This is a genomic window from Sphingobacterium sp. WM, from assembly GCF_029542465.1.
Taxonomy (GTDB): Bacteria; Bacteroidota; Bacteroidia; order Sphingobacteriales; family Sphingobacteriaceae; genus Sphingobacterium; species Sphingobacterium cellulitidis.
Genome location: NZ_CP120709.1, coordinates 2,055,749 through 2,069,007 on the forward strand (window position 1 = coordinate 2,055,749; position 13,259 = coordinate 2,069,007).

The following is a 13,259-nucleotide window of genomic DNA, read 5'->3' on the forward strand; positions in this document are numbered from 1 at the left end:
TTTTCTGTTTTTTATTTATATGAAATAATAAAGGAATCTTTTTGATTTACTTTTGATGCTGGCCTAGCTGTGTAAGGTACAATGATTGGATATTCAATTTCATCGACCTGTATCTTCTTAACCCGTATCTGGTAGGTGCTAAATATCAGATCTTCTGTTAATACCATTTTTGGACACCCATAAGCCATTTTTTTTCCGTTTTTTAATAATATAATTCGATCTGCAAATTGGGATGCTAAATTGATGTCATGCAGAACGCAAATAACTGTAACTCCCTTGTCCGCAAGAAGTCTAGCTTTTTCAAGAATGATTTGTTGGTATTGTAAGTCTAAACCTGTAATTGGTTCATCCATCAATAAAATTGCCTGCTGAACAGCATAAATTTGAGCCAAAACTCTAGCCAATTGAACTCTTTGTTGCTCTCCACCTGAAAGTTGATGAATAAAACAGTCTTTATACTTTGTCAATCCCATTTCCTTCAATACCAAATTGCAAATCTCAATATCATCTCGGTTAGGATTAGTTTTAAAATGAGGATATCGACCCATCAGGATAACATCGAAGACAGTCAGGTTTATATTTAAATAATTTGATTGGGGTAAAACTGCTCTGAATTTTGATAAACTATTTAAATCCAGTTTTTTAAGGTCTTTTCCTTTGATTTTAACATCCCCTAAATAAGTCTTGATTTGCTTACTTAAGACCTTTAATAAAGTGGATTTTCCTGCTCCATTTGGTCCAAGAATAGCTAGTAATTCAAAAGAATTGGCTTTGAAACTAATGTCTTCCAACAATAATCGATTCCCCAATTGGTAGCTCAGATTTGAAACTTCAATCATATAATGAACCTCTCTTTCTTGCTTTTTAATATGATTAACAAAAACATGGGAGCTCCCATTAATGATGTTAATATCCCGATTGGTAACTCCGCTGGGATCACAATTGTTCGGGCAATCAAATCTGCAATAACTAATAAGGAACCGCCCAAAAGGGTAGATGCAAATAGTAAATATTTGTGATCTGCAGATATGCTGATTCGCAATATATGTGGGACCAATAATGCAATAAAACCTATTATTCCAGCCATTGCAACACAAGAACCTACACCCAATGCTGATAGAATAATAATGTATTTATTAACTTTTTTTAGGTCGATACCCAAATGTTCTGCTTGGGATTCACCTAAAGCAATCGCGTTTAATGCTTTTCCAAATGGTAATAAACCTAGGATGCAGATTATGCAAAAGGGCAGGATGGCCATAATAGTTTTCCAATTTGCCCCGCCCAAGCTTCCTAATGACCAAAATGTTATCGTCCTTAGTTGGTCATCAGTTGCAATAAATGTCATTAGCCCAGTAATTGCCATGGCTAAAGCATTTATCGCTATCCCAATTAATAAAAGAGTGGATATATTGGCCTTACCTTGTTTTAGTGAAAATGAATATAGAATCCAAGTTGTTAGCATGGCTCCAATAAAGGAAGCTATGGATAATGCATAATACCCAAATATTAATGTTAATTGACTGAATAATCCTTGCCCCATAACAATAAACATAACTGCAAATAAGGATGCTCCAGAGGAGACACCAATTAATCCAGGTTCTGCCAAAGGATTTCTAAATATCCCTTGAATGGCACAGCCCGTAATACTTAAGGTCATCCCGATAATCATTCCTAGCAATACCCGAGGTGCCCTAATCGCTAAGAAAACCGACTCCTCTTGAATGGGAATTCCCTCAATATTAAGCTGCAAAACATACTTGCCTAATATTTTCAGGATATTCTGAAAAGATATTTCTACCGCTCCTACACCGATGGAAAGAATGCAGGAGCTAAGTAGAAATAATAGTAAAGAGATTATGGAGATTCTTTTTTTTCTTTGTATCGTCATTAATGAATTTTAGAATACAGTTCCTCAATAGCAATTGGTAATCTGGAACTAAATCCAGTTAATAATTGACCGTCCATGGCAACTATCTTCTTGTTTTTGCCTGCATTGGTCTCCTTGACCCCTTGAACATTTAAGATCCCTGACTCATTTCCTAAACTGGAAAGACCGCTTGAAAATAATAGCAAGACATCAGGATTGTATGACACCAAAGCTTCAGCTGTTAATGGTTTATAGTCCTTGAAATCCTTGGCAACATTGACGCCACCAGCCAAATCAATAACTTTATCAACCTGAGTTCCAATGCCACCAACCATCATCGTTCCTGCTCCTCGAGCATAAATAAATAATACCTTAGGCTTTTCTTGTTCTCTAGAATAGGCTTCAACAGAATGAATGGCCTTATCAAAATTGGCAATTATCGAGTCTCCCTTGTTGGTTAGACTTAATGAGTCTGAAACACCTTTTATTAACTTACGAGTGCCATCGATTGAATATTCTTGATCAAATAAAATAACTCTGATTCCAGCATGTTTAAATTGCTCTGTCGTTTCTGGAGTTACTTCCGTTTTGGTACCTATGATCAAATTTGGCTTTAAGGCAATAACACCTTCAACAGGGATCTTCTTGTTATGACCAACCTTTGGTTTCGAATTCAATGAAGCTGGATAAGTTGAAGCCACATCTGTTCCCACAATTTTATCCTCCAACCCCAATTCGCTGATTACTTCCGAAATGGTTCCATTCAAAGAAACTATTCTTAAACTATCTTGCCCTTGATCACTGTTTCTCGCCTGCTTTTCCATATTATTCCCACAAGAAAATAGGAGTGAAGCGAGTCCAATACTAAAAATGTATATGTATAGCTTATTCATGCTTAATTGCTTTTTACTAGTTTGTATTCTATTTCTGGATATCCGCGTTTGCCACCATCTTCTTTTACACCCATAACCAAGAATTTTAGTTTGTAAATATTTCCTTGACTATCTTTGATGACATAAAATCTATCTTTTAAGACCCCAACAGATAAGGTGTTCCTCCATGATGAAGCCATCGCATTCCTAGAAGAATTAAATTTGACTTCAGAAAGCTTACTTGAATCAAACTGTTCGTAATTAGGATTTCCATTCGGTTTTCCTTCTTTATCGAGAAATACGATTTGAGAAACTGAAACCTTATTAAGGTGATTTAGGAAAACAAGATCACTGAAGAAATAAGGAACTGCTATGGTGCCCATATTGGTAAAATACATACTCTTATTCCAAACAATATCCCATTCATCCTTTGCTGGTTCAACCTTTACAGGACCATTCGAAAATGCCATAAAATTGAAATTTAGCTTCGCATCTTTTTTGATGGTCATGCTCTGCGGATTGGCATCATCAATTTTTCCATATTGCAATAAATAATCATTTGCAGTTCCTCGATTTATTTTGATTTTCCAAACGTTCGCTTTATCAACGCTATTGCCATGAACGGTATTCACTAAAAACACTTTATTTTCACTGGCATTAGCTTTTATTTCAGCAATTACCGTTTTATCTATTCTTCCTAATGTATCATCATAATTCTTCATCACCGACGCATTGATGTCGAATGCAAGCTTAGAAATATCTGTATTACTGGAATTGGTGGCTTTTATATCTGTCTGTGAAGTTTCAATAGCTGAATAACCCATCTGATTATTAATGATCACCCTAAATTCACTACCTGAATAAAAACCCAAACTCCATGAATTTCTGGCAATAGCCGTTTGGGTATTCGTACTTAAATCTATGTAAACCGCATTGGCAGCATCAGTGCCACCTTCACCTCCTTGAAGCGTTAATTTACTGCCGTCAGAAGGAGGGATGACGGGTATTGGATTCGATTTATCCCTCTCACATGAACTTAGCCCTAGGATACCTGCTAATAAAATACTCGATAATTTGCTGATATTATTCATTGTTGTTATTTATTAAATTGATATAGTAATCCGAAAAAGAACGAACGTCCATAGCTGATTGGAATAGAAGAATTATTGGTACTATGGGCACCGCTTCCTTCGCTTGCTGTATTAAGAACATTCGTAGTATTGGTTAAATTTCTAATCCCCGCTTGTACTGTTATTAATTTGTATAAATGCTTATTGACAGAAATGTCCAATTGATGATATGCGTCCTGGCTAGCTTGATTTACTGTCATCAAATCCCCCGAACCAGTTATCTGATAACTTGGCCTTTTGCCATATAGCTTATAAAAAAGATTGATGTTGGCCCCCCATTTAGGAATTTCCTGAATAAAGGAACTATTAACCTCGGCTGTCCAAAAGTATTTTCCTAATTCCCGATTCTCCTCATGTAAATCATTGGAACGACCGATATAGCTTATTCCCAGTTTGATTTTAGAATTATGGATATCTAATGAGTTCTCCCAGGTCAATCCTTGGGTTTGTGATTTCCCAATGTTTATATAAGTGGACAATGCTGAATTATTTGGATCTTGGCCGATACTAATCAGGTTATTAAACCGATTGTAAAAACCACTCAGAGAAGAGTTCATAAAACTATTTTCAATCTTTTTACTATAATTTAAGTTTAAATTGAAGTTCTGATTATGTTCCGCCTCTAAATTCTTATTGCCATTTATCGCATGGTTACTGTCGTGGAATGTAAAATAGAGTTCTCTTAGGCTCGGAGCTCGAAATCCCATTGCATAACCCATCCTTAATGCCCATTGAGCATTGAAATCAATTTTGGCATTTAAAGATGGAATCACTGGGGGAGCATCATAAATTGAATTATGGATAACTCTGATTCCTGGACGAATCTTAACCCACTCAGATGGTTTATATTCCGCAGACACAAAGCCAGCAAAGTCATAAATTTCAGATTGATCTTGAATTCGGGCTCCAGAAGCATGATCATAATCTGCTTCTATACCAGCTAAAAAATCTATCTTTTCGTTCAAATAATAATTTGCATTTATTCGCGCAAAACTTTGATTAAACCTAGAAACATCTTGTTCGCCACTACCAGTAGTTAACTCTGATTCTTGATTTGATAAATCATGTAATCTGGTTATCGTGGATCGCTTATAATGCTGCATAGAAAAGGAACCGCTTAAATTTAGTTTTTCCTTCAATTGCCATTGACTTTGCAAGACTTGCGTCAATCTATCTGTCACATAATTCTTATCGATATATTTATAGTTCGCAGTAATAGGACCTGGACTATATAAATCCTCATTGGCATAATCTATTTTATACCATGAATTGATTTTTCCTTTTTTATATCCAATTTTTGCAGAACTCAACCATTGTTCTTTAGGTTGCCATTGTAGTGCTCGACCAGTCAATTCTCCTTGAAAACCTCCAAAATTATTTCGGGACCCATTCCAACCTATTTCCCATGAATCCATCTGATAATTTATTCCTAGATGTGCATTATGACGACCTTCTTGGTTAAATGGCTTATATTCAGAACTAACGCTCTCTTCAAGTATTCTCGCAGTTATTCCAATTTTATTATTTTGTTTTCCCGATCGTTGAGTAATAATATTGATTACACCAGCTAAGGCATCAGTTCCATACATCACAGAAACCGGACCTTCAACTATTTCTATCCTTTCAATAGTATTAACATCGATTTGGGATAGACTTTGCTTACTACTTCCACGGTCTATTAAGGGAACCCCATCAATTAAAACTTTTACATTTTGACCACTGACTCCCATCAACTGAATATCCGATTCACCTAAAACCAAGTCATTAGAAAATCTAATACCTAATTCCATATTTAATAAGGTCGACATGTCTGTACTACCTCGTCTTTCTATATAATCCCTGTCAATTGTTTTGACCCGATAAACTGAGTTTTTTAATGTGCTCGGCTGAAATTGACCTGTTACTACCACCTCCTCAATTGGAAGAACTTTCTTCGAACTATCTGCCTCTTGGGATAGAACAGAAAATGGTATAAAACCTAATAATAAAAGACAATTTCTTTGCAACATTATTTAGAATGATTTTAAATAGTAAGACAAACATAGCCCTTATTTAGAATTGTTCCAAACAAGAAAATGACGCAATTAGAAAAATGAAAGACGAATTCCGAAAAAACTAATCTTGAGTAAAAAACTTTATAAAAACATTATTGAAATAATAAACTATATAAAAACACAGGGGTTACTTTTTATGGTAACCCCTGTGATTCATATTTAATATTGTATATTCTTATCGCTGAGTGACACTGCCACCAGATGACTTATTGATATCTTTGGATTTTGGATTTCCAATATATTCAACCTTTCCTGCAGAACTTACATTGGCCGTTATTGAATTGCTAACCCCAATTATTAAACTCCCACCAGAACTTGCATTAACTTCTAAATCCCCAGTCTTAAAGTTTTCAAGATTCCCTTTTCCATTGGACGATAAATCAAATTCACTATTTTTCGATAACCCAGAAAGTGTTAAGTTTCCAGCACTAGACGCACTAACTTGTAGTTCTTCCGTTTTCAATTCACCACGCATCTTACCGGTAGAGCTTAAATTAATTTCTGAAGATTTCGCCTCTATTTTGCCTGTAACTAAACTTCCCGATGATGATAAATCCGCTTTGAAATTGTTTACACTGATTGGATCAAGGATTTCAAGAGAAGCAGCTGAACTTACTGAAATAGTTCTTACCATAGAATTACTGTAAACAGTAACTTTAATAGGAGTCCTCGAATTGATTTGACTTCCTCTTTTTACTCGTATTTGGAGATCCCTCGAATTTACCACTGTTTCAATCTTTGAAAGATACACCTGTTTAGATACATCTACCAGCACCTCATTCTTGGATGATTTTATGAATTTAACCTTAATTCCTGCTGAAACTGAAATCTCAGAAAAACTCCCTATTTTCCTAGATTCTTTGTGTTGCGCATGAGCCATTGTAATAAAGGCCAACATAAGCATGCTAAGTGTTATTTTCATCTTTTAATTGATTAGTTCTTTTCTATCTGTTAGTATCAGATTATTATCAATAAATGTATAAATTATTAAATGAAATTTATCACCATTCTTTAATTCATTATGCTTGAACCTGAACTTAGAAATTATTACTTATTTCATTTGTCTAGGCCAATAAAAAACAATATTTTCAAGGTTTATCTCAAGCGAGTTTCCATGACTATTTTAAATTACTTTAAAGATCTATATCATATTAATGATGAAATTGAACAATTCTTTGATTCAATAATTGAAGTGAAGGAATATGCAAAGGGTGAAATCATCTTTGAACCAGGTGCTTACTTAAAATATATTTATTTTATTGAGTCTGGTTTCACTAGAATCTACTATTATAAAAACAAAAGAGAAATTACTCATTATTTCTTCGGTCCTAATAGTTTTGGAACGGGCATTGAAAGTGTTTTTTATAAAAAACCATCGTTGTTTGGTTTTCAAGCTTTGGCTCCATCTAAGGTTTGCCGTATCCCTTTTGCAGCCATAGATGAACTTGCAAACACAAATATTACGGTTAATAAAATCATTCAAAAAGTCCTCCTGGATTCCCTCATAAACTTTTCCAACAGGTTTTATAAAATGCAATTCGAAACCGCGCATGAAAGATACAACGCCCTGATCGAGGAAAATCCTGAATTATTTCAAAATGCCTCATTAGGTCATATTGCTTCCTATTTAGGAATCTCGCAACAAACACTTTCTGTAATCCGAGGTCTGAAATAATTTTTCCGGTCTCGAAATAATTTATTTCAACAATAATTTTTAATCTAAATCCTAGATTATCCTCTTTTCTACACTAATATTTATCCCAATAAGGTCTTTTTTAAGATATCTGAAAATTATTCCTATAAAACACTTGCATCTTTGTCTTGTTAAAAGATTAAGTCAAACTAATTCAAAATGGATTTTCGATTAAATAAAACCTTATCTAGCTTAGCAATAATACTTATTACAAGTATGTCTGCCTTTGGCCAAGAAGGTCTGCAACCTTTTAAATCTCCTGTTGAGAAAGCAGTCTATCATAATAAAACATTCATCAATGCTAATTTGGAAAACCAAAAAGTCGCATTAGACCGTGAAAACGTAAGAGGTAAACTATTGCCTACAGTTTCCGCAAATGCAATGTATGGGTATTTAAATAGCAATATTGATTTGGATCTACCTACCAAAACCTTGCCTTTGTTAGGTTCAAGTATTTTTGATGGCTCTCAACGAATGAATTTATCAACTCAGATTGGAATGGCTGGTGTTACTGCAACTCAAGTTATTTTTAGTGGCCTCCAAATTACCAATGGACAAAAAGCTTTGGAACAAAAATTCAAAGCTCAACAGTTAATGACTGAAGCTGGTTACGACCAATTGGCACAAGAAATAATGCAAAGCTTTGACCAATTGATGCTACTAAAAGAAGTAGATCTCTTGATTAATGATTCTGAAAAAAGATTGAATAAAGAACATCAAAAAGTAATCAAAGGTATTGAAAACGGCTTTGCAATCCCCTATGACCGCGATAAAATTAAACTCGCAATGCTCGAACTGGAAAGCAAAAAAGCTGAGGTACAAAGTAACAGAGAACTATTGTACTACAAATTACAAGAATTGACAGGTATGAGTTTAGAGGAATTACAGGCTGTGAATTATCAGCTTGAAGAAATAAACCTCGAAATGAATTCCGCAAAACAAATGAATAGAAAAGAGCTGGAAGCTTTGGAAGCATCTCAAAAAGCGTATGAATTTGTTCTTAAAAAAGAAAAAGGAGCTAAGCTACCTCAAGTATTTGCTTTTGGAAATATTTCTTACTTCAATGCTTTTGGTACCGATATGACTTTGAAAGATTTACCGCACCTAGGTGATCTAAAATTAGAATCAAACCATCTGAGAATGGCTCCTAATTTTGCTCTTGGGGTAGGGATGAAATGGACAATCTTTGAAGGTAAAGCCCATAAAACTGCTATTGACAAAGCTAAACTTGACCTGCAAATCAACCAAAATAAATTGGAGGATACCAAAGAAAAACTATCCCTATTACAGCGTAAAACAGAAGTCGACTATAATTTAGCATTGAAAAAAATCAATGTAAGTAATCAACAAGTTGAAATTGCTAAAAATAATCTGCATTTGGCATCCAGACAGTTTGAAGAAGGATTATCTGACGTCACTGAACGATTGGAAGCTGAAAATGAATACTATAAACAATCTCTAGGATTTTATAATCAAGTGCTGAGCCAACGAATTGCAGCTTCAGAATTATTAAAAGCGAACGGAAACTTATATCAAACCATCACGAAATAATCATGAAAAATATTATATACACTATTGCTGGACTTATTCTTTTACAAAGTTGTTCTGGGGACAAGACTAAAAAAGAAACCAAATTAGAAGGAAAAATTGAAAGGGATCAAATCGCTGTCACCACCAAAATTCCTGGAAAAATTCAAAAAATCCTTGTTGAAGTAGGAGAGAGCGTGCATAAAGGTGATACTCTGATTGTTTTGGAACTTCCAGAGGTTGATGCAAAATCTATTCAGGCTGAGGGTGCACTTGCTGCAGCTCAAGCTCAATATGAAATGGCTGTAAAAGGGGCTACGGATGGCCAGATGAAACAGCTACATGCCAAAGTGGATGGGCTCAAAGAACAATATGACTTTGCGCAAAAATCCTTGGATCGTATGAATAACCTTCTGAAGGATTCCTTGATCGCTCAACAAAAATATGATGAAGTTTATGCTAAATACCAAGGTGCAAAAAACCAATATCTTGCTGCACAAGCAGAATTGGCAGATGTACAACATGGAGCTAGAATAGAACAACAACGTATGGCTTTAGGTCAAAAGGAACGTGCATTGGGTGCAGTGGATGAAGTAAATGTGGCCGCAAAAGAAAGATACATCTTGGCTCCTCAGGATATGACGGTGGAAAATATCAACCTTCAAGTCGGTGAACTTGGTCTGGCGGGTTATAGTCTGGTTTCTGGTTATATTAATGATGCAACATTTTTTAGAGTGACTATACCTGAAAGCAAAGTGAAGGAATTTACAAAAGGTCAGGAAAAAACATTGACTATCCCATATCTGGATAATAAAGAAATCAAAGCAACTGTAGAAACCATTAAGCCTTTGAGTTCTTATGCTAATATTTCAACTGCTTATCCTGACTTTGAAGAACAAGAAACATTATTTGAAGTGCATTTAAAACCCGTTAATAAACAAGAATCTAAAGATTTATTAACGAAAGCAACCTTCTTAGTCAAACAAAACTAATGATCATGAAGAATTTTTGGAGTTTAATAATTAGAGAATTCAAGCTTTTCTTTCAAAACAAAGTATTGCTTGTCTTATTCCTTGGTGCTCCTATACTTTATGGTGTATTAGTAGGAGGGGTCTATAAAAAAGGAAAAGTAACAAACCTACCGATTATCGTTGTGGATGAGGATAGAAGTCCGCTCAGTAGACAGCTGATCGATATGTTTGAGGAAAACGAAGTAATTTATGTAGCTAAGGTCTTGAATGATCCATTTAAAGCAAAAGACGAGGCTATGAAAACCGAATCAACTGTAGTGGTTCAAATTCCTCGGAACTTCTCTTCTGATATCAATTATAATAGAAGTACTGAGTTAACATTGTTTGTCAATGCATCAAACACTCTGACTTCGAATTATGCAATGATGGCAGTAAATGTCGCAGCTTCAACATTGAAAGCAGGGATTCAAATTAAAGCTCAACAAAAGAAAGGTGTCCCTGAATTTGTTGCCTCTAAACAGTTTGAACCCTTTAAAATTACCATGATCAAACAGAATATCAGAAGTGGAAACTATTTGTATTTTATGCTTCCAGGAGTATTGCTGACGGTTTTACAACAGGTCATGATGTTGGGATTAGCACTTAGTTTTGCCTCAGAATTTGAAAATGGAACCTTTAAGGAATTAGTAGCGAAATCAAAAAATGTATTTCTATTGATATTGGTTAAGATTCTTCCTTACATTCTAATGTCCATATTGATTTTTATCCTTTATTATGGTTATTCAATATGGTATAGGATGCCTTTGGAATTAGATGGCTGGACTTTCTTTGGATCTACAATGCTATTTTTATTAGCCGTGAGTTTCATCGGAATTTTAGTCAGTATAGCAATTCCTAGTCAATTGAAAGCCACTGAGATTCTTATGGTTATTGCAACCCCAAGTTTTATTTTGAGTGGTTTTACTTGGCCTCTAAGCCAAATGCCTGAATGGGTGGTTGCTATCGCTAAAATGATACCCCTAACTCATTATCTGCAAATTTTTAGAACATTGATGATCGAAAAAGGCACTTCTGCATATATCCAAGGGCCAATCATTGGTCTGGCACTTATAGCAGTAATTACGCTAATCGCATCCATAATATTATTGCAGTTGAAAATTAATAAAGCAAAAAAAGAAAAAGTAATTGTGACTGAATCTAACTAAATAAAAAATGTCCATTCAAGATTTTAATCTACTGAATGGACATTTTTTATTGCGCTTTAGCCTAATTTTTTATTTGGCTTTTATTTCAACTGATCCCTCTTTTCCAGGTGATCCAGAATAGACCTGACCTTGTGGAATTCCGCGTAAACCCGGGGGCGACATCGAAATTCGACTATAAATTTGACCTATTTCACTCGTAGGATTAACTCTTAATCCACCTTGTTGAACATCAACAAATAAATAATTTGTCGCTTTTTTATCTTTTGTCTGTGGTACTATCGCAGATGCATCATAATTGATTTTTACATTACCACCATCTCCATTTGGAAAAGTTCTTGTGCCATTGAAAGCATCAATCCCTCTGGCAATAACAAATAAGGAACCTAACTTGTTAAAACGGACATCAATATCAAAATTGGTCGCATTATTCTTACTGTCTTGTCCCGTAATCACCACATTCTTTCCTATCTCTGCATATCCAATATCCAATTTTACATCCTTCTTCGCATAAAATTCCAACTTGGACTTATCCTTCATAATTAAAGTGTCAATCTTTAATATCATGGATGAGTCTCCTCTGTTGTAAATTTTCTTATCTTTTCTTCCTAATTCTAATTTGGATATATGTTGAACTTCTTGTGAATAACCTAAGAAGCTCCCTAAAAGTAGAGCTAAACTTAATACATATTTCATTTTATTTTCCTCCTAGTTATAGGACAATTTATTGATAGAAAAGTTTAATTTTCTGATTTCATATATTCAACAATCAATTTTGCCGTTTTTTCTGATGCTCCCGGAGTACCCATCTTCTCTATTAGCACATCATAATTCTCTAATACACTAGCCCTATGCTCTGGGTCTGTAATCAATTGACCCAATTCATCAGCAATATTCGCAGTAGTGCATTCCTTCTGAATTAATTCAATAACAGATAAATAATCATTGATCAGATTTACCAAAGAAATAAATCTCACCTTGATTACCTGTTTCGCAATCATTACCGAAATTGGATTAGCTTTGTATACAACTACCTGAGGAACTCTTAATAATGCTGTTTCCAAAGTTGCTGTACCACTGGTTACTGCCGCTGCTTCTGAATGTTTTAATAAATCATAGGTCTGATCAAATAATACCTTGATAGGGTAGTCCCCGATATAGCGTTCGTATAAGCTAATATCAATGTTTGGTGCTCCTGCAATAACCAATTGATGAACTGGAAATCGATGGTATAATTCAACCATTTCCGGTAGAAGATGTTCAATCTCCATTTTTCTGCTCCCCGGAAGTAAGGCTATGATCGGACTATTTCCTAATCCATTCTTTTCTCGGAAATCTGGTTGAAATTCATAGGCTGAAATGGCATCCAGCAATGGATTCCCTACATAGTCAACATGATATCTGAATTCCTTATAAAATTTCACCTCAAATGGTAGGATACAAAACATATGGTCTACAACCTTTTTAATTTTATAAACCCTATTCACATTCCAAGCCCATATTTTAGGGGAAATATAGTAATTTACAGATATCCCAATTTTTTTCGCAAACTCCGCAATCTTCATATTGAAGCCCGGAAAATCGATGAGAATTAAACTATCAGGTCGTACCTTTTGTAAATCTGCTTTGACTTTCTTTAAGTTTCTGGAAATACTCCTTAAATTCATCAAAACTTCCACAAAACCCATAAATGCCATCTCCGAGGTATGGATCAAAACTGGAACGCCTGCAGCTTCCTGCATCTGATCGCCTCCAACTAAATGAAATTCCGCCTCCGGATCTTCTTTTTTTAATGCTTTTATCAGGTTCGCTCCATGTAGATCGCCTGAGGTTTCGCCAGCTATTAAGTAATACTTCATTGCAATAATTAATCTTTAAAGATAAGGATTCTTATTACCATGATGCAATATTTCAGGAAATTCCATAGGATAAAATAACAA

12 protein-coding genes are annotated in these 13,259 nt (G+C 34.8%); 4 read left to right on the forward strand and 8 right to left on the reverse strand.

From position 1 onward, the window contains the following. Positions 1 to 11 precede the first annotated feature (11 nt). The 6 genes from PZ892_RS08830 to PZ892_RS08855 all read right to left on the reverse strand — a co-directional run bounded on the left by PZ892_RS08830 (position 12) and on the right by PZ892_RS08855 (position 6,848). A complete protein-coding gene (locus PZ892_RS08830) occupies positions 12 to 839 on the reverse strand; it encodes a heme ABC transporter ATP-binding protein (protein ID WP_277712826.1) in 828 nt (275 codons plus the stop codon). Further along, entirely contained in the window at positions 836 to 1,891 is a 1,056-nt protein-coding gene (locus tag PZ892_RS08835; protein ID WP_277712827.1) for an iron ABC transporter permease, read from the reverse strand. The genes PZ892_RS08830 and PZ892_RS08835 overlap by 4 nt, the downstream gene beginning before the upstream one ends. After that, entirely contained in the window at positions 1,891 to 2,763 is an 873-nt protein-coding gene (locus tag PZ892_RS08840) for an ABC transporter substrate-binding protein (RefSeq protein WP_277712828.1), read from the reverse strand. Before PZ892_RS08840 ends, PZ892_RS08835 begins: the two co-directional genes overlap by 1 nt. Before the next feature lie 2 nt (positions 2,764 to 2,765). Next, positions 2,766 to 3,833, reverse strand: coding sequence for an HmuY family protein (locus tag PZ892_RS08845; protein ID WP_277712829.1), 1,068 nt, complete (start codon positions 3,831 to 3,833; stop codon positions 2,766 to 2,768). Between the two features lie 5 nt (positions 3,834 to 3,838). After that, complete coding sequence (locus tag PZ892_RS08850) at positions 3,839 to 5,881, reverse strand: TonB-dependent receptor (RefSeq protein ID WP_277712830.1); 2,043 nt, start codon at positions 5,879 to 5,881, stop codon at positions 3,839 to 3,841. A gap of 220 nt (positions 5,882 to 6,101) precedes the next feature. Next, entirely contained in the window at positions 6,102 to 6,848 is a 747-nt protein-coding gene (locus PZ892_RS08855) for a head GIN domain-containing protein (protein WP_277712831.1), read from the reverse strand. A gap of 192 nt (positions 6,849 to 7,040) precedes the next feature. Between PZ892_RS08855 and PZ892_RS08860 the strand changes: the two genes are divergently transcribed. From PZ892_RS08860 to PZ892_RS08875, 4 genes are all read left to right on the forward strand, one after another. Further along, positions 7,041 to 7,601, forward strand: a complete 561-nt coding sequence (locus tag PZ892_RS08860) for a Crp/Fnr family transcriptional regulator (RefSeq protein ID WP_094256388.1) — start codon at positions 7,041 to 7,043, stop codon at positions 7,599 to 7,601. Between the two features lie 177 nt (positions 7,602 to 7,778). Further along, positions 7,779 to 9,170 carry a TolC family protein gene (locus PZ892_RS08865; RefSeq protein ID WP_277712832.1) on the forward strand — a complete coding sequence of 464 codons (1,392 nt, stop codon included), beginning with the start codon at positions 7,779 to 7,781 and terminating at the stop codon, positions 9,168 to 9,170. A gap of 2 nt (positions 9,171 to 9,172) precedes the next feature. Then, positions 9,173 to 10,138, forward strand: coding sequence for an efflux RND transporter periplasmic adaptor subunit (locus PZ892_RS08870; RefSeq protein ID WP_277712833.1), 966 nt, complete (start codon positions 9,173 to 9,175; stop codon positions 10,136 to 10,138). Between the two features lie 5 nt (positions 10,139 to 10,143). Then, complete coding sequence (locus PZ892_RS08875) at positions 10,144 to 11,322, forward strand: ABC transporter permease (RefSeq protein ID WP_277712834.1); 1,179 nt, start codon at positions 10,144 to 10,146, stop codon at positions 11,320 to 11,322. 69 nt (positions 11,323 to 11,391) lie between these two features. Here PZ892_RS08875 and PZ892_RS08880 read toward each other — a convergent pair whose 3' ends face one another. Both PZ892_RS08880 and lpxB read right to left on the reverse strand, forming a co-directional pair. Next, positions 11,392 to 12,015: a hypothetical protein gene (locus PZ892_RS08880; protein ID WP_094256391.1), complete on the reverse strand. Its 624-nt coding sequence runs from the start codon at positions 12,013 to 12,015 to the stop codon at positions 11,392 to 11,394. Positions 12,016 to 12,059: 44 nt separating this feature from the next. Further along, positions 12,060 to 13,178 carry a lipid-A-disaccharide synthase gene (gene lpxB / locus PZ892_RS08885; protein ID WP_277712835.1) on the reverse strand — a complete coding sequence of 373 codons (1,119 nt, stop codon included), beginning with the start codon at positions 13,176 to 13,178 and terminating at the stop codon, positions 12,060 to 12,062. Positions 13,179 to 13,259: the final 81 nt, after the last annotated feature.